22 protein-coding genes are annotated in these 20,719 nt (G+C 69.4%); 12 read left to right on the top strand and 10 right to left on the bottom strand.

The genetic code is table 11. The annotated features are described in order from the left end of the window. The first annotated feature begins 127 nt into the window (after window positions 1-127). Both OHO83_RS23680 and OHO83_RS23675 read left to right on the top strand, forming a co-directional pair. Window positions 128-1,309 (top strand): metallophosphoesterase, encoded by a 1,182-nt coding sequence (locus tag OHO83_RS23680; RefSeq protein ID WP_266676479.1) that lies wholly within the window; start codon window positions 128-130, stop codon window positions 1,307-1,309. Window positions 1,310-1,492: 183 nt separating this feature from the next. Beyond that, complete coding sequence (locus tag OHO83_RS23675; protein WP_266672280.1) at window positions 1,493-2,365, top strand: hypothetical protein; 873 nt, start codon at window positions 1,493-1,495, stop codon at window positions 2,363-2,365. Between the two features lie 147 nt (window positions 2,366-2,512). Here the strand turns inward: OHO83_RS23675 and thiC are convergent, their stop codons facing one another. Then, window positions 2,513-4,297, bottom strand: coding sequence for a phosphomethylpyrimidine synthase ThiC (gene thiC / locus OHO83_RS23670; RefSeq protein ID WP_116512117.1), 1,785 nt, complete (start codon window positions 4,295-4,297; stop codon window positions 2,513-2,515). A gap of 220 nt (window positions 4,298-4,517) precedes the next feature. On the opposite strand from thiC, the gene OHO83_RS23665 reads away from it, so the two are divergent. Beyond that, window positions 4,518-5,870: a YibE/F family protein gene (locus OHO83_RS23665; protein WP_266672282.1), complete on the top strand. Its 1,353-nt coding sequence runs from the start codon at window positions 4,518-4,520 to the stop codon at window positions 5,868-5,870. A gap of 79 nt (window positions 5,871-5,949) precedes the next feature. Here the strand turns inward: OHO83_RS23665 and OHO83_RS23660 are convergent, their stop codons facing one another. The 4 genes from OHO83_RS23660 to OHO83_RS23645 all read right to left on the bottom strand — a co-directional run bounded on the left by OHO83_RS23660 (window position 5,950) and on the right by OHO83_RS23645 (window position 8,256). Next, the gene (locus OHO83_RS23660) at window positions 5,950-6,411 is read right to left on the bottom strand and encodes an SsgA family sporulation/cell division regulator (protein ID WP_266672284.1); all 462 of its coding nucleotides are present in this window, start codon (window positions 6,409-6,411) and stop codon (window positions 5,950-5,952) included. A 100-nt stretch (window positions 6,412-6,511) separates the two neighbouring features. Continuing rightward, the gene (locus tag OHO83_RS23655) at window positions 6,512-7,225 is read right to left on the bottom strand and encodes an IclR family transcriptional regulator (protein WP_389570906.1); all 714 of its coding nucleotides are present in this window, start codon (window positions 7,223-7,225) and stop codon (window positions 6,512-6,514) included. 356 nt (window positions 7,226-7,581) lie between these two features. Beyond that, window positions 7,582-7,794, bottom strand: coding sequence for a DUF5326 family protein (locus tag OHO83_RS23650; protein ID WP_266676481.1), 213 nt, complete (start codon window positions 7,792-7,794; stop codon window positions 7,582-7,584). Window positions 7,795-7,938: 144 nt separating this feature from the next. Then, window positions 7,939-8,256 (bottom strand): cupin domain-containing protein, encoded by a 318-nt coding sequence (locus tag OHO83_RS23645; protein WP_266672288.1) that lies wholly within the window; start codon window positions 8,254-8,256, stop codon window positions 7,939-7,941. An 80-nt stretch (window positions 8,257-8,336) separates the two neighbouring features. Between OHO83_RS23645 and OHO83_RS23640 the strand changes: the two genes are divergently transcribed. From OHO83_RS23640 to OHO83_RS23620, 5 genes are all read left to right on the top strand, one after another. Further along, complete coding sequence (locus OHO83_RS23640) at window positions 8,337-8,717, top strand: phage holin family protein (protein ID WP_266562370.1); 381 nt, start codon at window positions 8,337-8,339, stop codon at window positions 8,715-8,717. 9 nt (window positions 8,718-8,726) lie between these two features. After that, a complete protein-coding gene (locus OHO83_RS23635) occupies window positions 8,727-9,218 on the top strand; it encodes a low molecular weight protein-tyrosine-phosphatase (RefSeq protein WP_266672290.1) in 492 nt (163 codons plus the stop codon). Beyond that, the gene (locus tag OHO83_RS23630) at window positions 9,215-10,351 is read left to right on the top strand and encodes a cystathionine gamma-lyase (protein ID WP_266672292.1); all 1,137 of its coding nucleotides are present in this window, start codon (window positions 9,215-9,217) and stop codon (window positions 10,349-10,351) included. Before OHO83_RS23635 ends, OHO83_RS23630 begins: the two co-directional genes overlap by 4 nt. Before the next feature lie 238 nt (window positions 10,352-10,589). Continuing rightward, on the top strand, window positions 10,590-11,495 hold the full coding sequence (locus tag OHO83_RS23625; protein ID WP_266672294.1) for a LysR family transcriptional regulator: 906 nt from the start codon (window positions 10,590-10,592) through the stop codon (window positions 11,493-11,495). A gap of 129 nt (window positions 11,496-11,624) precedes the next feature. Then, on the top strand, window positions 11,625-12,107 hold the full coding sequence (locus tag OHO83_RS23620) for an NUDIX domain-containing protein (RefSeq protein WP_266672296.1): 483 nt from the start codon (window positions 11,625-11,627) through the stop codon (window positions 12,105-12,107). Window positions 12,108-12,139: 32 nt separating this feature from the next. Here OHO83_RS23620 and OHO83_RS23615 read toward each other — a convergent pair whose 3' ends face one another. Together OHO83_RS23615 and OHO83_RS23610 are read right to left on the bottom strand one after the other, a co-directional pair. Further along, window positions 12,140-13,669 (bottom strand): globin domain-containing protein, encoded by a 1,530-nt coding sequence (locus OHO83_RS23615; protein WP_266672298.1) that lies wholly within the window; start codon window positions 13,667-13,669, stop codon window positions 12,140-12,142. Between the two features lie 389 nt (window positions 13,670-14,058). After that, window positions 14,059-14,691, bottom strand: coding sequence for an HAD family hydrolase (locus OHO83_RS23610; RefSeq protein WP_266672300.1), 633 nt, complete (start codon window positions 14,689-14,691; stop codon window positions 14,059-14,061). Between the two features lie 77 nt (window positions 14,692-14,768). Here OHO83_RS23610 and OHO83_RS23605 point away from each other — a divergent pair, with 77 nt between their 5' ends. Together OHO83_RS23605 and OHO83_RS23600 are read left to right on the top strand one after the other, a co-directional pair. Then, a complete protein-coding gene (locus tag OHO83_RS23605) occupies window positions 14,769-15,305 on the top strand; it encodes a DUF2269 domain-containing protein (protein ID WP_266672302.1) in 537 nt (178 codons plus the stop codon). A gap of 5 nt (window positions 15,306-15,310) precedes the next feature. Continuing rightward, window positions 15,311-16,177 (top strand): GNAT family N-acetyltransferase, encoded by an 867-nt coding sequence (locus OHO83_RS23600; protein ID WP_266672303.1) that lies wholly within the window; start codon window positions 15,311-15,313, stop codon window positions 16,175-16,177. 130 nt (window positions 16,178-16,307) lie between these two features. On the opposite strand, the gene OHO83_RS23595 is transcribed toward OHO83_RS23600, so the two are convergent. Beyond that, the gene (locus OHO83_RS23595) at window positions 16,308-16,730 is read right to left on the bottom strand and encodes a GlcG/HbpS family heme-binding protein (RefSeq protein WP_266672304.1); all 423 of its coding nucleotides are present in this window, start codon (window positions 16,728-16,730) and stop codon (window positions 16,308-16,310) included. 92 nt (window positions 16,731-16,822) lie between these two features. After that, entirely contained in the window at window positions 16,823-18,037 is a 1,215-nt protein-coding gene (locus OHO83_RS23590) for an MFS transporter (RefSeq protein WP_330279776.1), read from the bottom strand. Window positions 18,038-18,178: 141 nt separating this feature from the next. On the opposite strand from OHO83_RS23590, the gene OHO83_RS23585 reads away from it, so the two are divergent. Beyond that, window positions 18,179-18,637, top strand: a complete 459-nt coding sequence (locus tag OHO83_RS23585) for a MarR family winged helix-turn-helix transcriptional regulator (protein ID WP_116512102.1) — start codon at window positions 18,179-18,181, stop codon at window positions 18,635-18,637. A 76-nt stretch (window positions 18,638-18,713) separates the two neighbouring features. Further along, a complete protein-coding gene (locus OHO83_RS23580; RefSeq protein ID WP_266672306.1) occupies window positions 18,714-19,166 on the top strand; it encodes a GNAT family N-acetyltransferase in 453 nt (150 codons plus the stop codon). A 123-nt stretch (window positions 19,167-19,289) separates the two neighbouring features. On the opposite strand, the gene OHO83_RS23575 is transcribed toward OHO83_RS23580, so the two are convergent. Next, a complete protein-coding gene (locus OHO83_RS23575; protein ID WP_266672308.1) occupies window positions 19,290-20,675 on the bottom strand; it encodes a serine hydrolase domain-containing protein in 1,386 nt (461 codons plus the stop codon). Window positions 20,676-20,719: the final 44 nt, after the last annotated feature.

The following is a 20,719-nucleotide window of genomic DNA, read 5'->3' as shown; positions in this document are numbered from 1 at the left end:
AGCCGTCCGGATTCGATTCACCACCCCTGGTGCATCACACAGTGCGAGCCGCATTCCTATGATGGGCGCACGACACCGCGGGCCGCTGCGACCAGGCAGTCCGATCGGGTGCAGAGGCGGCGCAATGGTGGTGGAGGGGTCGATGACTCAGGGGGCCGGTCAGGGACCCGAGGTGCGCACGGCGACGCTGCGCGACTTCCGCGTTCCCGCGTACGTCCACGATGTACCGGCGAACGTCCAGGAGCTCGGCCACGACCCCGCTCCACCCGCCCCAGCCGTGCCCCCGCGGGCGGAGCCGGATCCCGCGTTCCAGGAGCCGTCGCTCTCACAGCCCTCCCCTGCGGAGCCGGCGCCTCAGGATCCCGCGTTCGACCAGCCCGACGGGTACACGCCCACCCAGCGCGACCTTCCGGTCATCAACCGCGGTGACACGGTCCAGGTGCAGATCGACACCGAGCCTGCGCCCCGTCCTACCGACGGCCTCGGCCCGCTGTACGTCGTCGGCGACGTGCACGGCTACCTCGACGAACTGATCGCGGCCCTGTACGAGCAGGGCCTCATCGACGCCGAGGGCAGCTGGTCGGCGGGCACCGCCCGGCTCTGGTTCCTCGGTGACTTCACCGACCGCGGGCCCGACGGCATCGGCGTCATCGACCTCGTGATGCGGCTGTCCGCGGAGGCCGCGGCCGCCGGCGGCTACTGCAAGGCCCTCATGGGCAACCACGAACTGCTCCTGCTCGGCGCCAAGCGCTTCGGCGACACCCCGGTCAACTCGGGCGCCGGAACCGCCACTTTCCAGGCGGCCTGGCTGCTCAACGGCGGCCAGAAGTCGGACATGGACCGTCTCCAGGACGTCCATCTGCAGTGGATGTCCCGGCTCGACGCCATCGAGCTGGAGGACGACCACCTCCTCATGCACTCCGACACGACCGCGTACCTCGACTACGGCGACTCGATCGAGGCAGTCAACGACACGGTCCGCGAGACCCTCACGCGTAACGACGCGGACGAGTGCTGGGACCTCTTCCGCAAATTCACCAAGCGCTTCGCGTTCCGTGACGAGTCCGGACCCGAAGCCGTGCGCGAGCTCCTCGACGCCTACGGCGGCGCGCGCGTCGTCCACGGCCACAGCCCCATCCCGTACCTCCTCGGCGAGGTCGGTACCGAGGACGCGGCGGACGGATCCGAGGACAGCCGCCCGCAGATCGAGGGCCCGCACGTGTACGCGGGAGGGCTCGCCATCGGGATGGACGGCGGGGTGACCATGGCCGGAAAGCTGCTGGTCCAGCAACTCCCCATGGATAGCTAGGCGTTACCCGGGCAGGCGCACCGAACGGGGGCTCAGTCCGGCCACCGGGCCGAATTCGGGAAACCCCCTGTCACCGCGTGCCGTCGCCGCTCTACCATCGGCTTATCCGTAGCAGGCTCCCCTCCGTTTCTGCCCGACGGCTCGTACCCATGCGAGCCCCCAAGCCCTACGGAGCATCGGGGGATGCACATGAACAGCGCTCCGCACCTGCTCAACGAGGACCGCCCCGAGTTCGAGCGGATCCTCGATGAAGCGCTGCGTACCGCACCGGACCGCCCTGATCTCGCCGCAGTGGGTCAGCGGCTCAACCCCGAACAACTGCGCACCATGGCGCTCAACGCCACCGCGCTGATCACGGCCGCCGCGGCGACCGAGTACCAGAACTACGTGAAGGTCCGCGCCGACCTGCGCGCCTCGCCCCGGCCCGTTCGTCCGCTGCGCGAAGAAGGAAACGCGGCGGAGACCGGCGGCGGAGCGATCGGCCTGGCCGCCACTGTGGGCGAGGTGGCGGAGACCACCGGCGCCGGCGTCATAGCCGTCGTCGCGGTCCTCGCCCCCGTACTCGCCGGGACGGCTGCCGCGATCTTCCTGCTCGTCGGCTACATCCTGAAGATGCTCGATCCGGAACCGGCTTTCGCCCAGACCTTGTTGATGGCCGGCTGGGTGTTCGGCGCGCTCACGGCGGCGGGCATTCTTGTCGCCGGCGTGGGCCTGCTGCTCACCGCTCTGCGCAATGGCGCGACGTCCTTGCAGGCCGGCGCGCACAACGAGTCGAACGAGGAGGTGGACCGGGCCAGAGAAGCCTGGTGCCTGGTGCTCCTGGAACGCGGCATCCTGCCCTTCCTCCGGGAAGCCCTCGCGGAACCACCGCCGGCCCCCGCCAACCGCGGGAGCGTCCCCGGATCCGCGGGCCGCATGCCGCATCTCGGGTACAACAGGCCAGGGTTCAGCAGCCCGGGCACCGACAGCGGCTCCCCTGCGGCCCCGCGCCCGACGTACTCGAGCCCGGACTTCACGAGCCCCGACTTCGGAGGCCCGGACCACCAGCCGGACTAGGGTCTTTCGTTTGGATCGGGCGAGGCCGTCCTGATCCAGACGCGAGGCCCTGGGGCCTGCCGGGACTCGGTCCCGGAACACCCTGTCCACCGGCCGCGAACGGCGACCGGTGGACAGCACGCGGTGCCCGCGTGGGCGCGGTTGAGGTCAGTCCGCGATCGGCAGATAGACCCGGTTGCCCGCGGCGGCGAACTCCTTGGACTTCTCCGCCATGCCCTCCTCGATCTCGCTCTTGGTCCCGCCGTGCTGGCGGCGGATGTCCTGAGAGATCTTCATCGAGCAGAACTTCGGCCCGCACATCGAGCAGAAGTGGGCCGTCTTCGCTGGTTCGGCCGGGAGTGTCTCGTCGTGGAACTCCCTTGCCGTGTCCGGGTCGAGGGCCAGGTTGAACTGGTCCTCCCAGCGGAACTCGAAGCGCGCGTCGGAGAGGGCGTCGTCCCACTCCTGGGCCCCCGGGTGCCCCTTGGCGAGGTCCGCCGCGTGGGCCGCGATCTTGTAGGTGATGACGCCGGTCTTCACGTCGTCACGGTTGGGCAGGCCCAGGTGCTCCTTGGGCGTGACGTAGCAGAGCATCGCCGTGCCCCACCACGCGATCATCGCGGCTCCGATGCCGGAGGTGATGTGGTCGTACGCAGGAGCGATGTCGGTCGTCAGCGGGCCGAGTGTGTAGAAGGGCGCCTCCTCGCACACCTCCTGCTGAAGGTCGATGTTCTCCTTGATCTTGTGCATCGGGACGTGCCCGGGGCCCTCGATCATCGTCTGGACGTTGAAGCTCTTCGCGATCGTGTTGAGCTCCCCGAGCGTCTTCAGCTCGGCGAACTGCGCCTCGTCGTTGGCGTCCGCGATCGACCCCGGCCGCAGGCCGTCGCCCAGCGAGTACGTGACGTCGTACGCCGCGAGGATCTCGCAGAGCTCCGCGAAGTTCTCGTAGAGGAAGCTCTCCTTGTGGTGCGCCAGGCACCAGGCGGCCATGATCGAACCGCCGCGCGAGACGATGCCCGTCTTGCGGTTGGCGGTGAGCGGGACGTACGGCAGCCGCACGCCCGCGTGAACCGTCATGTAGTCCACGCCCTGCTCGGCCTGCTCGATGACTGTGTCCTTGTAGATCTCCCAGGTCAGCTCCTCGGCGCGGCCGTCGACCTTCTCCAGCGCCTGGTAGAGCGGGACCGTACCGATCGGCACGGGGGAGTTGCGCAGGACCCATTCGCGCGTGGTGTGGATGTTGCGGCCGGTGGAGAGGTCCATGACGGTGTCGGCGCCCCAGCGGGTCGCCCATGTCATCTTCTCCACCTCCTCCTCGATGGACGAGGTGACCGCGGAGTTGCCGATGTTGGCGTTGACCTTCACCAGGAACCGCTTGCCGATAATCATCGGCTCGATCTCCGGGTGGTTGACGTTGGCCGGCAGGACCGCGCGGCCCGCGGCGATCTCCTCGCGGACGACCTCAGGCTCCACGTTCTCCCGGATGGCCACGTACTCCATCTCGGGCGTGACCTCCCCGCGCCTGGCGTACGCGAGTTGGGTCACCGCCTGGCCGTCACGCCCGCGACGAGGCTGGCGGGGGCGGCCGGGGAAGACCGCGTCGAGGTTGCGCAGACCGCCGCGCGGCGAGGTGTGCTTGATGCCGTCGTCCTCGGGGCGGACCGGGCGGCCTGCATACTCCTCGGTGTCGCCCCGGCTGATGATCCAGTTCTCCCGCAGCGGCGCGAGGCCCCTGCGGACGTCGGTGTCGACACTCGGATCGGTGTACGGCCCGGACGTGTCGTAGAGCGTGACCGCCGTGCCGTTGGTGAGGTGCACCTGGCGGACCGGCACCTGGAGGTCGGGGCGTGAGCCCGTGACGTACCCCTTGTGCCAGCCGATGGACTTCCCGGCCTCGCCCGTCTCTGCGGACAGGTTGGAGGCAGGCGTGCGTGCGTCCGATGTGGTCATGAGACCTACTCCCTACGCCGGCATTACCCGGTAACAGGTTCGGCGGTCGACGCAGCGGCTTCCGTCGGGCGATGTTTCATGTGAAACATCGCCGAAGCGGAGGTCAGCGCCCTCTCAGCCCGGTGCTCCGAGCTCCCGCGTGTGCAAAGGTGACCCCACGCTAGCGTCATTTCTGGCGCGCTGAACAGAGGGCCCCTGCCGTTCTTGCGATGATCGGGCGGTGACCAGCACGCAGCAGTCTCCGTCCTCGCCGCCGCATCCGCCCCATGTCCAGGGGGGCGGAGGGCACGGGCACTCCCACAGCCACGGCCCTGCCGCGCCTGTTTCCAAGCATCTGCGCAAGGTCATCGCTGCGGTGCTCATCCCGTTCTCCGTGGCGGTCGTCGTCGGCCTCGTGGTGCTCTGGCCCGGCGGCGCCCCCTCCCACGCCCGTACGGGCGTCGGCTTCGACCGACAGACCCAACAGGGCACCGTCACTCAGGTCGACAAGGTCGACTGTCGGTCCGTGAACGCCTCCGGCGACACCCCCACCGGCGATACATCGACCGCCGAGGGCCGGTCCGCCGAGCAGCAGGCGAAGGGCACGTGCGAGAAGGCGACGGTCCGCGTCGATGGCGGCAAGGACACCGGGCACACGTTCACGGAGATCGTGCAGCCGGACTCGCCGCGGCAGTTGCACGAGAACCAGAAGGTGATCGTGGCCTACGCGCCCGACGCGCCCAAGGAACTCCAGTACTCCGTCACCGATGTGAACCGCAGGCTCCCGATGACGCTCCTCGCCGGGATCTTCGCGCTGGCCGTGGTCGTCGTGGGCCGGCTGCGGGGCGTCATGGCACTCGTCGCGCTGGCCGTCAGCTTCATGGTGTTGACCTTCTTCATCCTGCCCGCGATCCTTCAGGGCTCGAATCCGCTGGTGGTGGCGGTGGTCGGGGCGAGCGCCATCATGCTGATCGCTCTCTACATGTGTCACGGTCCGACGGCCCGAACGTCGGTCGCGGTGCTCGGCACACTGGTGTCCCTGCTCCTGATCGGTCTGCTCGGCTCACTGTTCATCGGCTGGGCCGCGCTGACCGGCAACACCGACGACAACACGGGCCTGATCCACGGTCTCTACCCGTCCATCGACATGAGCGGTCTCCTGCTCGCCGGGGTCATCATCGGTTCGCTGGGCGTGCTCGACGATGTGACGGTCACACAGACGTCGGCGGTGTGGGAGCTGCATCAGGCCGACCCGACGATGGGCCGGCGCGGCCTGTACCGCGCGGGTATCCGGATCGGGCGCGACCACATCGCGTCCGTGGTCAACACGCTGGTCCTGGCGTACGCGGGCGCGGCGCTGCCGCTGTTGCTGCTCTTCTCGATCGCGCAGAGCAGTGTGGGCACCGTGGCCAACAGTGAGCTGGTGGCCGAGGAGATCGTCCGGACTCTGGTGGGCTCGATCGGTCTGGTCGCCTCGGTGCCGGTGACGACCGCGCTCGCGGCTCTGGTGGTCTCCGCCGACCGACCGGGCTCCCCGTCCGCCGCCGCAGCCGGCCCGGCACGCGGAGGAAGGGGCCGGCGTCGAAGGCGCTGAACCCCTGCGAGGGCACCCCGAGGGCGCCGGTCTGCTGAAGCGTTACCTCAGTTGATCGTGCGCGGGCTCCTGGAGCCCGTCAGCCCGCGCTCTGCTCCTCGGCGAGGATCCGGTCGAGTGCCTCGTCGAGATGCGCCTCGAAGTCGGCGAGCGCCCGCTCCTGGCCGAGCGGGACGAGCTTGTCGGTACGGTCGAGGAACGCGACGAGGGGGGCGACGCCCGCCTTGAACAGTGCCTGGTCTCCACCCACTTGGAGCCGGATGTGCACCTCGCCCGGCATGTCGCCCGGGCTGCCCGCCAGTTCCACCGGCTCGATGCGCACATCGCCGTCGCCGCAGGGACCGGCCACGCCGTCCACCAGGAGCTCTCTGCCGAACGCCCACGTCACCGGGGCGTCCCCGGGAAGGTGGAAGGTCAGCCGCACGGCGTAGGGATCAGCGGCGGCGTACCGCAGCTCCACCGGGATGCGGAACGAGAGTTCCTCGGAGACGAGGAAGCTCATCATGACCTCTGCTTGTACTGCCTGTACCGACTCGCGCATCGCCTACCCCGTCAATTTGCCGTCGATCGGCCGGGAACAGCCTTCCCGACGCTCTTCGCATCTTGCTTAACGTACATGCGGGATCACAAGGAGTGAGTTTTCAGATGCTGATAGAGAAGGCGAGTGTCCCCACGAGTTTCCCGACTTCGTTCTGCAGCTGGCGGGCCGCGGGCAGCAGGCGACCGGCCTGATGGCACGGGAGGGAGACCGCCATCGTCGCCGCGGTGGACCCGACGGTGATGGGGAACGCGGCGCAGACCGTGCCCAACGCGTACTCCTGGTGCTCCACGACCGGCTGCATCCGCCCCTGCCCGTTCAGCCGTCGCAGTAGCGCACGGTCGTCACGCACCGTGTACGGGGTGATCGAATACGCGGGATAGCGGTCGAGGTGATCGCGTCGGCTCTCGTCGTCGAGCTGGGCGAGGAGGCACTGACCGATCGCGTGGGCGTGCCCCGTCTCGCGAAAGTCGGCCCATTCGGCGACCGCGGGATTCCCGGGCGTGTCGGCGACGGCCACGACTTCGATCTCGCCCTCTCGGTACACCGAGAAGTACACCGGGACGCCGATGGCGTCGCGCCAGTGCTGCAGGGCGTCGGTGATCATGCCGCGACGATTCTGCTGCGCTCCGCTGCTACTCAGCCTCTCGGCCGCCGTCCCCAGGACGAACAGGCCCTTCTCCTTGCGGAGATAGCCCTCGTGGGCGAGCGTGCGCAACAGGTGGTACGCCGTGGGAAGGGCGAGTCCGGCCTCCCGGGCGAGCTGCTTGGCCGGCGCTCCCTCTTCGTGCGACGCGACGGCCTCGAGAAGGCGCATCGCGCGCTGGACGGAACCGATGAGGGTGGGCGGGGCGCCGGCCGGGCCCTCGGGGTGAGCCTCGGCCTGGGCGTCGTCGTCGTAGCTGTGCGTGCGACAGCCGTCGGGTGGGGCCACGGCGTGTGGGGACATGGAGTCGGCGGACATGGTGTCGGGGGACGTGATGTCGGCGGACAACGGGGCGGCGGAAAGCGGTTCAGCCGTGGCCAAGGTTCACTCCCGAAACGCGTGGGGTCCCCCCGCTTCTCGGGAATCACGGGGGTGCGGCCGTCGAGTTCCGGACTCTAGCCCTGGCCACCACTTCGAGAGGGCCGCGCGGGGAAACTTCCCCCGCGCGAGCGAACCGTTGCCCAGTGCTACCAGTCGCTGCGCGAGGACGAGCCCGTGATGAACTTCCGTACGACGTAAATGAGTCCACCGACCAGGGCCACGAAGAGCAGCACCTTGAAGAGCAGACCGATCACGAAGCCCACGACGCTGGCTATCAGCCCGCCGAAGACGACCAGGGCGATGACCGGCACCGCGACCCACTTAACCCACCACGGCATGCCCGCGAAGATCTCTCGCACTGCCATCGCCCTTACCTCTCTCCTGAGCCGGACCGCTTCGATACGGCTTCTGCATTCGATGCTGGCACGCCGAGGCGCTCCGTGGGGACCGCGGACCCCTTGTCGTCCCCTGAGCGACCCCCTAGGGAACCCCGAGATCCGCCGTCAGCTCTCAGGCGGAGAGAACACCACCAGAACCCGCAGGTCCTCGCTGATGTGATGGAACTTGTGGGTCACCCCGGCCGGCACGTACACGACACTGCCGCGCGCCACCTGGGTCGTCTCCATGCCGACGGTGATCGAGCCTCGACCGCTGACGACGAGGTAGACCTCGTCCTGCTGGTGGGGCTGCTGCGGGTCCTGGCCCCCCGCGTCGAGGGCGTAGAGCCCGACCGACATGTTCCGCTCATGCAGGAACTGCAGATACGCGCCGTCGTTCGCGGCACGTTCCGCTTCCAGTTCGTCCAGCCGGAATGCCTTCATCCCTCTTGTCCGCCCCTTGCCCGCGAGCGGCCTCGCTGGGCCACTCTCATGATCCGGTCTCGTCTGCCACGATCAGACACATGAAGAATTTCGTAGTCAAGACGATCGCCAACGCCGGGGCCCTGGCCGTCGCTGTGTGGCTGCTCGACAAAATCACGCTGACGGGTGACAGCACCGGCAAGAAGGTCGGCACGCTGATCATCGTGGCGCTGCTCTTCGGCCTGGTGAACTTCCTGGTCAAGCCAATAGTGAAGGTCCTTACCTTCCCGCTCTTCATCCTGACGCTCGGCCTGATCACGCTCGTGGTCAACGCCCTGATGCTGCTGCTGACCTCGTGGCTGGCCGAGCAGTTCGACCTGAGCTTCCACGTCGAGGGGTTCTGGACCGCCGTCCTCGGTGGCCTGATCATCTCGGTTGTCTCCTGGGCGCTGAACGTCGTCCTGCCCGACGACAAGGACTGAGCCCGGCCCATGCCTTTCCGCGTGTGCTTCGTCTGCACCGGCAACATCTGCCGCTCGCCCATGGCCGAGTCGGTCTTCCGCTCGCGCCTCCACGAGGCCGGTCTCGACGGCCTCGTGGAGGTGAACAGCGCGGGCACCGGCGGCTGGCACGAGGGGGACGGTGCCGACCACCGCACCGTCTCCGTGCTGGCGGCCGGCGGCTACGAAAGCGGCCATACGGCCCGGCAGTTCAGCGCCTCGTGGTTCTCCCGGCTCGATCTGGTGATCGCCCTGGACGCCGGGCATCTGCGCACCCTGCGCCACCTGGCACCGAGTCCGGAGGACGCCGAGAAGGTCCGCCTGCTGCGCTCGTACGACCCCTCGGCAGGGGCAGACCTGGACGTACCGGACCCGTACTACGGCGGCATCGACGGCTTCGAGGAGTGCCTGAAAATGGTGGAGGCGGCAAGCGACGGTCTACTCGACGCGGTACGCGCAGCACTGGAAGGACGGGCGGCATGACGCAATCGGCGCAGATGGGGGACGGCACGAGGGCAGTGAGGGCGGGGCTGCCCGAGGCCTCGAAGAACGAACCGACGCTTCCAGGGCCTGTCTTCGCCGCACACTTCCACCTACCGGGTGATGTCTCGGGGCCCTACACGTACGGCCGCGACGACAACCCGACCTGGACCCACCTGGAGCGGGCCATCGGCGAGCTCGAGGCGCCCGGACAGGAGGGCGTCGACACCCTCGTCTTCGCCTCCGGGATGGCCGCCATCTCGGCCGTGCTCTTCTCTCAGCTCAAGGCCGGCGACGTGGTCGTTCTCCCGAGCGACGGCTACCAGGTGTTCCCGCTCGTCCGCGAGCAGCTCACGGCGTTCGGCATCGAGGTACGCACCGCTCCCACGGGCGGCGACGCCCAGCTCGACGTCCTGGACGGCGCGAAGCTCCTGTGGATCGAGACGCCGTCGAACCCCGGCCTCGACGTGTGCAACGTGCGGCGGCTCGCCGAGGCGGCACACGCGCGTGGCGCCCTGGTAGCGGTCGACAACACGCTCGCCACGCCGCTCGGCCAGCGCCCCTTGGAGCTCGGCGCCGACTTCTCCGTGGCCAGCGGTACCAAGCAGCTCACCGGCCACGGCGACATCCTGCTCGGCTACGTGACCTGCCGCGACGCCGAGCTGACCGCCTCGGTGCGGGGCTGGCGCAAGATCGTCGGCGCGATTCCCGGCCCTATGGAGGCCTGGCTCGCCCATCGCTCGCTCGCCACGCTCCAGTTGAGGGCGGAGCGGCAGAACGCCAACGCGCTCGCGCTCGCGCTCGCCCTGCGCGGCCGCGACGACATCGAGGCCCTGCGCTACCCGGGTCTGCCCGACGACCCTTCGCACAAGATCGCCGCGCAGCAGATGCGGCGCTTCGGGTGCGTGGTCTCTTTCACGCTGCCCACGCGCGCGCGTGCCGAGCGGTTCATGGAGGCCCTGAGGCTCGTGGACGACGCGACGAGCTTCGGCGGCGTTCGGTCCACCGCCGAGCGCCGCCGCCGATGGGGCGGGGACGACGTCTCGGAGGGCTTCATCCGCTTCTCCGCCGGTGCCGAGGACCCGGACGACCTCGTGGCCGATGTGCTGCGCGCGCTCGACGAGGCGGCCGCCTAGGGCCTCCCGCGGGCCGCTTCGCGCCCGCCGTGGCCTCCGACCGGTGACCGACTACGCACAACGGACGGCCCGAGCCTCCCCCCTCGTGGCTCGGGCCGTCCCCGGTTCCTGCGCGCCAAGAACCGCGCGCATAAGGCTAGTTGACTCTGTGTCAGTGTCCAATCACCGTAGCGACAGAGACCTATCGACATATTTATAGTTGGAGCCGACCCGGGGGCCGAGAGGGAAGGACACCGCCATGGATCTCGCCCTGCTGCGCACATTCGTGACCGTGCACCGGGCAGGATCCTTCACGCGGGCCGCCGCGCTGCTCGGCCTTTCTCAGCCCGCAGTGACATCCCAGATCCGCACCCTGGAGCGGCAGTTGGGCCGCCCCCTGTTCCTTCGCCAGGCACGCGGCGTGACCCCCACCTCCATCGGTGACGAACTCGCCCACAAGGCCGCTCCGCACCTCGACGCCCTCGTGGAGATCACCGAGACCGGCATCGACGAGGAATCGTCGGTACGCACGCTTCACCTCGCGGGGCCTCCGGAGTTCACCACCGAGCGCGCGCTGCCCGCCCTCACCGCGCTCACCCGTGACGACGGCCAGAGCTTCGCCCTGCGCGCCTCCTTCGGCAACGCCGAGGAAGTCCTGGAGGGTCTTGGCGCGGGACATCATGATCTGGCCATCACTACGGCCCGACCGCGCGGCACCCTGCTCACCGCGACTCCGCTCTGCGACGAGGAGCATGTCCTCCTTGCCTCACCCCGGTGGGCCGCCCGCATAGGGCCCGGCACCCTGCGCCGCAACGGCGCGGCCGCGCTGGAGGATCTGCCACTGGTGGAGGCGCACGAGTCGCTGCCGTTCGTCGCCCGCTACTGGGCCGCCGTCTTCGACTCACGCCCTGCCACCTCGGGCACCGTCATCGTGCCGGATCTACGCGCGGTACTCGCCTGCACCATCGCCGGTGCCGGGCTCTCGGTGCTCCCGCGCTACCTCTGCGCGCCGGCTCTCGAGCGTGGCGAGGTCGTAGCGCTGCTCGATCCCCCGGTACCTCCGCTGCGGACGTACTTCCTCGTCGTGCGTACCGGCACGCTGGCCATGCCGCACATCGCGCGGTCGCACGAGTGGCTGCTGCGCGCCGCCGTCGATTGGTGCTGATCAGACGGTGGCGATCAATCCCTGGCGCCCTGCCCCTGGTGATCAACTAGCGCAGATCAATTGGCGTTGTCCTGAGGCCAGGTCGGTACGGAATGTTTCACGTGGAACCGGCGGGGCCACATTTCTCCCATGACCGTCCGACCCGTGGTCAAGCGCACCGCACGCGCCGTGCTGCTCGACGGCAACGACCTGATCCTGATCAAGCGGACCAAGCCCGGCCTGGATCCGTACTGGCTGACCCCCGGCGGCGGGGTCGAACCCGAGGACGAGACCGTCGTCGAGGCCCTGCACCGCGAGGTGCACGAGGAGCTCGGCGCCAAGATCCTCGATGTGGTGCCCTGCTTCGTGGACACCGTCGAGCACATCGGCGAGGACGGCGGCGCCACCGGAGTAAAGGTCCAGCACTTCTTCGTCTGCCGCCTCGAATCCATGGACCTCAGCCAGCGGCACGGCCCCGAGATCGAGGAGCCGTGCGGCGAGTACGAGATCGTGCGGGTGCCGTTCACCCGCGTGGGCATCGCATCGGTCCATCTCGTCCCACTGTCCCTGCGGCACTATCTCGACGGCAACATCGAGGGCGTACGGGCGATGCACGCACCTGACCTGGGCTGACGGGCCGAGGGCTGCCTTGTTCAGGCCCGGCCTCAGTTGCCGGTGGCGACGAGTTCCTCCACCGAGTCGTGGCGGATCCGGTCCACCGGAATCCCGATGTCCCGCAGGGCGTCCACCCCGTTGCGGATCATGCCGGGCGGACCCGACAGATAGGCGTCGTACTCGTTCCAGGGGCCGTACTCGCGCACCGCGTCGGGCAGTTGCAGATGGGCCTGCTGATCGACGATCGGGCGGACCGCCAGCCAGGGGTGGGTCTGCTGAAGCCGCAGCATCGTGTCGATGTCGTACAGGTCGTGGTCGGTGCGAGCCCCGTAGAACACCTCGACCGGGCGGCGCTGGCCGTGCTCCGCGACGTCCTCGACGAGGGCCTTGATGGGCGCGATGCCGGTGCCTCCGCCGAGACACAGCAGCCCGCTGTCGGAGCTGTGGTCCACCGTCATCGAACCGGAGGGCGGGCCGAGGCGGATCACATCGCCCGGGCGGGCGCGGTGCACCAGCGCGTTGGAGACCCACCCCGCCGGGACGGCCTTCACGTGGAACGAGAGCAGCCCGTCGGAGCGGGGCGCCGAGGCGAAGGAGTAGTGCCGCCAGATTCGCGGCCACCACGGCGTCTCCAGGCTCGTGTACTGCCCGGCGAGGAACGGGTACGGCTGGTCGGGCCGGACCGTGACCACGGCGATGTCCGAGGTCCTCAGATCGTGCGAGACCACCTCGCCGTACCACCACGCCGGCGCGCGCAGCTCGTCCGCCGCCGCCGCGTCGATCATGACCTGGGAGATCGTCGTGTACGTACGCACCCAGGCCGCCTCCGTCTCCTGGTCCCACGTCGTCGTCGCGTACCGGGTCAACGCGCCGATCAGGCACTCGCCGACCGCTGGGTAGTGCTCGGGCTGCGTGCCGTACTTGCGGTGTCCGCGGCCCAGGTTCTTCAGGTACGGGACGAGGACGTTCTTGTTGTCGGCGTGCTCGGCCGCCGTCAGCAGCGCCTTGAGGAGCCGGTCGCGCTGGGTGTCCATCGAGGCGGGGAACAGAGGCCGGAGTTCGGGGTGGCGCACGAAGAGCAGCGCGTAGAAGTACGAGGTGACCTTGTCGGCGTCCGGGCCGACTTCCTCCAGCGTGCGGCGGATGAGCCGCGCGTCTGGGGAGGCTTCGGGCGCGGGAGCGGGGCGGGGGGTGGTCTCTGCCCTGGGCGGTGCCGCCGCCTGCGCCGGGGGCGCGGAGTGCGGCGGGTGCGCGGGACTCGGCCCCTGGCCGTGCTGGGCGCCGTGAGGGCGCGCGGCCGCGTGCGGGCCGGGCTGCGGGGGCGTGCCGGCGGCTGACGCGTACTGAGGGGCGGGCGCGGCCTCAGCGACCGGGGCGGCGCTCTGCGCGGGCACCGTCTCCGCGTGGTCGTCCGATATTCGCTCGGGCCGGCCTACAGGCCGTATGGGCGTGACCCTGCGCCCCTCTGACGGCGCCTCCTGGTCCGTGCTCGCGCCGGCGGGCGGCGCCTTGCGCGGCGTGAACCAACCGCCCCCGCCGCCGGACCCGGAGTCGGCCGACGTAGTGGTCGGAGCGTCCATGCTGTGCCTCGCCTCGAACATCTTTTGGTCGGTCTGTGTACTTCCGCAACCGGAAGTCGCTCTTTCCCCGTTCTGCCGCGGCAGAATGCGGCGGCCCAAGTGAACCCGCATTCCGGTCCGCTACGGACAAGTAAGGAAGGAATGTGACATTGCCCGCAGTTCCTCCCCGCAGCGTGCCATCCGGCGTGCCCACGCAAGCCGCATAGCGGAAATAACAGGTCTTCGATCTCTCCGTCCCGTTAGGCTGTCTTGGCCTGCGTTCGTGGCCCAGGATGCGCTGAGCGCGTCTGCCGTGAATCGGAGTCGACCCTACCGGCACCCGCCAAACGCACAAGTCCCCCTTGCCCAGCAAGGAATTCGACAGGCGATATGCCCCTGCAATCTCTCAATTAGCGGGCGTGACGCACCAATTCGTACGCCTCCCACAGATCGCGGCCGACATACGAGTGAGTCGCCAGAGCCGCGACGTGCTGATCCGCATTGATCGCAATCGATACCGGCACGGCGCCGAACAGCTCCACGTCGGAGAGCGAGTCGCCGTAGGCGAGGCAATCGGCCCTGGACACTCCGAACTGTTCACAGAGCCGGTCCGCGATCTTCACCTTCGCCGCGGCGCTGAGAACGCCCGAGGGGTCGACGGGCTCGGTGAAGGGCACCGCGGGGAAGCGGGACCCGTACGCCGCATGGGCACCCCACCCCGTCAGCCGCTCCACGAAGAACGACGGCGAGAGCGAGACCACCGCGCAGTACTCGCCACGCGCCCGTATCTCCGCCCAGGTCTCCCGGATACCCGTCAGCCAGGGCGCACCCTCGAACGCGGCCGTCACGTGCTCGGGTGTGAGGCGCTCCCACAGGGCGTGTACTCGCCGCGCGTATTCCGGCGGGCCGATGCGCTGCGCGCCGATCTCACGGTCCAGGGCCACGGTCTCGGCCTCGAGCCCCAGTTGACGGGAGATTTCCACGGGCGCCGACGTGCCGTGCAGCAGCGTTCCGTCCAGATCGAAGAGATGCAGTCTCGCCATGTACGCCGAGGCTAGTACCCGGGGTTACTCCCTCTGTCGGACGCCCTCGAGCGGCCGCTCCCGGCACGGTGTTTCACGTGAAACTACGCCGTCCCGCCCGCCGGGCCATCCTCGTCGCCCATGTGACGTCCTCCGCTTGCTGGCTGGGGCTCACGCTCGGCCTGCTCGCGCTCGCCGTCACGGCCATCACCACGGGTTCCGACCCGATGGTCGAGGCCGCCTGCCGCGCGATGAAGGTGTTCACGGACTGGCTGGTGATCCCGCTCGCTCTGCTCACCCTCCTGAGCGGCCTGCTGCTGTCACTGGGCACCCCGTGGGGCCTCGCCCGGCACCGCTGGGTCTATGCCAAGTTCTGGCTCACGCTCGCCACCACCGCCGCTTCGGTCTTCGCGCTGCGTCCCGGCGTCAACACCGCGGTCGCGACGGTGGCAGCAGGTGTTCCGCTGCCCCGTCCGAGCGACCTGGTGGCCGGTCCCATCGTCTCCCTCACCGCCTATCTCTTCATGACGGTGATCTCGGTGCTCAAGCCATGGGGACTGACGCGACGTGGCCGAAAGCAGCGGCTTGCTGCCCGCAAAGCGGTGGACGCGGACCGGCTGAGTCAGACAGCCTGACCTGCGTGTCGACACCTCCCCTCTCCGCTCTGCCCATCCGCCGGCTGACCCCGCGTGACCTCACGGCGTGCGCCGACCTCTCCCAGGATCGCGGCTGGCCCCGCGAGGAACACAAGTGGGGCCTGCTACTCGCTGCCGGCATCGGCTACGGCATCGACGACCCCGACGGGGGCCTGGTGAGCGCCTGCGTGGTGACCGACTACGGCCCGCCGAACCGGCCCGCGCTGAGCGCCATCGGCATGGTTCTCGTCGCCGAACGCCACGCCCGCCGCGGCATCGGCCGCCGCCTCATGCAGTACGTGATCGAGCAGGCGGACACCACGCCGCTCACCTTGCACGCGACCCCGTACGGCCGCCCTCTCTACGAGGAGCTGGGATTCAAGGTCACCGGGCGCGCGGAGATGGTGCGAGGACACTTCGCCCCCGGCGGACCGGCACCGTCCGTGGCCACGCGCGCCGCGACCGCGGAGGATCTCTCAGCCATCCTTCGCCTGGACGCGGAGGTCTTCGGCACCGACCGCACCCATGTCCTGACCCGACTCCCGGCCTTTGGCGACCAGCTGCGCGTGGCCGAGGACGGGGGCGAACTCATCGGCTTCGCGGCCGCCTGGCCCAACATGGACACCCACGTCATCGGCCCGCTCATCGCCCGCGACACCGAGGCGGCGAAGGCTCTCGTCTCCTCTCTCGCCGCCGGCACGAATCGCCCTCTGCGTACCGACATCGACGTGCGCCACGAGGAACTGCTGGCGTGGATCAAGGCACGAGGGGTGGAGTCCCGGGCCTTCAACGCCGTGATGAACTACGGCGCCCCCGACCTCCCCGGTGACTGGACGCGCCGTTTCGCGCCTCTCACGGTCGCCGCGGGCTGACCGGGACCGGGCCACGGCGCCCGGAGCATGCAACGAAGTCCGCCCCCGGCACTGTGGAATCACGGTGTCCGGGGGCGAACTTCTGTGTGGGAAGGCGCGTAAGTGGGTCACGCTCACGCCCGGTGGAGCGTCAGGCGAGCTCTGCCACGGCTGCCGTGGCGAACCCGTGGTCCTGCTCCGGTGCGCCACCACCGACACCGATGGCGCCGATGAGACGGCCGTCGCGATGGACGGGGATGCCGCCCGCGATGAAGAGCAGCGGACGGTCCAGGGCGGTGGGCAGGGTGTGGAAGGGCCCGTCGGGCTTGACCAGGTCGACGAGATCCGCGGTCGGGGCGTTCAGCTGGAGGGCGGTGTACGCCTTGCGGGTGCTGGTCTCGCCGGAGATCAGGACGGCCCGGTCGTCGCGCCGGAAGGCGAGCAGGTGTCCGCCGGCGTCGAGGACGGTGACACTGACGGTCACTCCGGCGGACTCGGCGGCACGGCTGGCGGCGGTCACGAGGATCTCCGCGTCCTGGATGGTCAGCGGCGCGACGGCGGTGGTGGTGCTCATGAGGGGGTCTCCTTGCGGGGGTGTGCGGTGGAACGGGTGCGGGGACGACGCCGGCCCTGCGGGTGGGGATGAGGTGACGTGCTGCGAGACGCTCAGCTGTGAGCGGGTTCCGCCTGGCGGGTTCCTTCGGGCGCCGCGCTTGCGACGACCGGGGTCGAGACCTTGGACCGGCGTTCCAGGCCCGCGGACACGACGGCCAGGACGAGCGCGGCGGCTGCGAGCACGGCTCCGACCCAGTTGGGGGCCGTGTAGCCGAGGCCGGCCGCGATGACGAGGCCGCCGAGCCAGGCCGAGAGCGCGTTGCCGAGGTTGAAGGCGCCGATGTTGACCGCGGAGGCCAGCGTCGGGGCGCCGTGGGCGTGGTCGAGGACCCGCTTCTGGAGCGGCGGCACCGTGGCGAAACCGAGGGCCCCGATCAGCGCGATGGAGATCGCCGCCAGAACCTTGTCGTGGGCGGTCAGCGTGAACAGGGCCAGCACGACGGCCAGCCCGCTCAGGGCGACGTACAGCATCGGCATCAGCTTGCGGTCGGCAAACTTGCCGCCGATCAGGTTGCCCGCGACCATGCCGAGGCCGAACAGGACGAGGAGCCAGGTCACCGACGTGTCGGCGTAACCGGCGACGTTCGTCATCATCGGTGCGATGTAGGTGATGGCGGCGAAGACTCCGCCGAAGCCGAGCACCGTCATGGCCATCGCCAGCAGGACCTGGACGTTCTTGAAGGCCGCGAGCTCGTGCCGCAGGTGGACACCCTCGGCCTTGGGCATGTCGGGGACGAGCCTGGCGATGCCGAGCAGTCCGACGACTCCGAGCGCCGCGACGACCACGAAGGTGACCCGCCAGCCGATGCTCTGGCCGATGAGTGTGCCCAGAGGTACGCCGACGACGTTGGCGACGGTCAGGCCGGTGAACATCATGGCGATGGCTCCGGCCTTCTTCTCGGGGGCGACCAGCTCGGCCGCCACGACCGCACCGATTCCGAAGAAGGCGCCGTGGGCGAGTGAGGCGACCACGCGGCCGATCACCATGACGAGGAAGACGGGAGCCACCGCGGAGAGCAGGTTGCCCACGATGAACAGGCCCATCAGGAGCAGCAGCATCCGCTTGCGTGAGATGCGGGTGCCCAGAATCGTCATGAGGGGGGCGCCGAACATGACGCCGAGGGCGTAGCCGGTGACCAGAAATCCGGCCGTGGGGATGGAGACGCCGAAGTCGCCCGCGACCTCGGGGAGCAGCCCCATGATCACGAATTCCGTGGTTCCGATCCCGAAGGCCCCGATCGCGAGAGCCAGAAGCGCGAGAGGCATAGGGTTCACCTTCCCAGACTGTTGCAGATGCGCTTTGCGTGCGTTCACAATACTTGCAGACGCGCACTACTTGCAAGCGCTGACAATTTCACACGTGGACTATCCTGGGTTCAGCCGCTTCGGGACGGAGGAACTAGAGCCATGACCGCCACAGACCCCGCACTCACCGCCCTGGCCCAGGGCTGGTGCGCTCTCTCCCTGCTCCACGGGAGGATCGAGACCCACATCGAGCGCGCTCTGCAGGCCAAGCACGACCTGAGCGTGCGGGAGTACTCGCTGCTCGATGTCCTCAGCCGCCAGCACGACGGTGAAGGCGGTCACCTGCAGATGAAACAGGTCGCGGACGCCGTCGTCCTCAGCCAGAGCGCCACCACGCGCCTGGTGACACGCCTCGAAGACCGTGGTCTACTCGCCCGCTACCTCTGCCCCACCGACCGGCGCGGCATCTACACGGACGTGAGCGAGGCGGGCCTGGCCCTGCTCGCCGACGCGCGGCCCACCAATGACACCGCCCTGCGCGAGGCGCTCGACGAGGCAGCGAAGAACCCCGAACTCGCCCCGCTGGTCCGCGCGGTGGAAGCCGTACGCGTCCCGGCCTGAGGCAGCAGCTCGACAACGCCGCCGGCTCACAAGACAGTCCGGGACCGACGACACCATGGCCGCATAGGCTGCGGCCATGGGAGATCTTGAGATACGGCCTGCCGTGGCCGACGACGTCCCGGCCATCGTGGCGATGCTGGCGGACGACGCTCTCGGCGCCGGCCGCGAGTCACCGGACGACCTCACGCCTTATGTGGAGGCGCACGCACGCATCGCCGGGGACCCCAACCAGCACCTGGTCGTCGCCGTGCGCGAGGGGCGCACTGTCGGCACCCTCCAGCTCACCGTCATCCCCGGGCTGTCACGGAAGGGCTCCACGCGCTCGATCATCGAGGGCGTCCGTATCCACGCGGACGAGCGTGGCAGCGGGCTCGGCACGCTGCTCATCGAGTGGGCCGTGGACGAATCCCGCCGTCAGAACTGCCAGTTGGTGCAGCTGACGTCCGACGCCACCCGTACCGACGCCCACCGCTTCTATGAGCGACTGGGTTTCGAAGCCTCACACGTGGGCTTCAAGCTCCAGCTCTGACAACGCCGAGGGGGCCGGGTGGTCGTCTGTTTCACGTGAAACAGACGACCACCCGGCCCCTTCACCATGCCTGCCTGGATCGAGGCCGACCGGGAGAGCGAAGCTGACCAGGAACGAGATCGGCTAGGAACGCGGAAGCCCCCGCCAGCCCTCCGGGTCCACCCCGCCGGGAACCGGCGCCCCCTTCTCGTACGGCTCGCGCGTGAAGACGAACGATCCGAGATCGAGATGGCTCACCGACCCGTCGGGCCTGCGCTCGACGCGCAGGAGCTCCCCCGCGTAGTAGCCGTCCAGTCCCGTCCAGGTTCCATCGCCGTTCGGGCGGAATCGCGAGTCCCGTGCCCCACCCGTCAGCGGCCCGAGCGAGACGCCCTCGTCGGCCGTCAGCCGCAGCACCGTGCTCTGCGTCCCCCAGTACCAGGGGCCGGCGAGCTCCAGCACCGCCGCATCGACCTCAGGCAGAGGCCGCCACGGCTCAGGGATGCGCGGTTCGGCGTCGGCGACGATACGGAGCAGGTCCGTGCTGACCGTCGATGCGGGAACGCCTGACGTGCAGTTGGCGAGCGTGACCGCGGCCAGGCCGTCCTCCTCGCTCAGCCACAGCCCGGCCACGAACCCGGGCAGCGAACCACCGTGCCCGGCCAACACTCGGCCGTTCCTCCGTACCAGCTGCAGACCGAGGCCGTACGAGGAATCCCAGTCCCCCGGCAGCGTGGGTGCCGCGGGCGTGCGCATCTCACGTACGGACTGCGCACTCAGAACCCGGTCGTCACCTTCCATGAGGAACACGGCGAACCGTCCCAAGTCTGCTGCCGTCGACCAGAGTTGGCCCGCCGGAGCCATCAGCCCCAGGTCCTCCGCGGGTTCCGGCATCATCACATCGGCCCAAGGGTGCACGGCCCAGCCACCGGCGTGCGGGGCCTGCGGCTGCCCGCTCGTCCGGTGCAGACCGAGCGGCTCCAGGACCTCGCGGCGCAGGACGTCCTCCCACGGAGCACCGCGCAACTCCTCGACCAGAGAACCCAGCAGCGTGTAGCCGGGGTTGGAGTAGTGATGCTGCTTGCCGACCGGATGCCGGAACGGCTCCTCGCCCAGCACATCGGCGAGCTCGGGACGCAACGAGGACGACGAACGCTCCCACCACGGTCCGGGGGCCTCGGCCGCCAACCCACCGGTGTGTGCCAGGAGTTCGGCGATGGTGACCTGGCCGGCGCCGGTGCCCGGCAGATGCTTCTCCAGCGGGTCGCCCAGGTCGAGCGCTCCCTCGTCCCGCAACCTCAACACCAGCACGGCAGTGAACGTCTTGGTGATCGAGCCGATCCGGTACTGCACGTCCTCGTCCGGAGCATGCCCGTCCACGCACGTACGCCCATCGCTCCACACCGGCTGACCGTCACGCACGACCGCGGCCACCAGCGAAGGCGATCGGCCTTCCGCCTGAGCGGTGGCGATGCGGTGCAACAGAGCTCGGCGCGTCGTGGGCAGCAGTTCTTCAGGGGATGTCGTCATGCCCCAAGTCCACCCCGCCGGATGCCGGGCGTCGACCGCTTTTA

This window comes from Streptomyces sp. NBC_00569, assembly GCF_036345255.1.
GTDB lineage: Bacteria > Actinomycetota > Actinomycetes > Streptomycetales > Streptomycetaceae > Streptomyces.
Note: the sequence above shows the minus strand (reverse complement) of the source record. Positions and strands in the feature narration are given on the sequence as shown.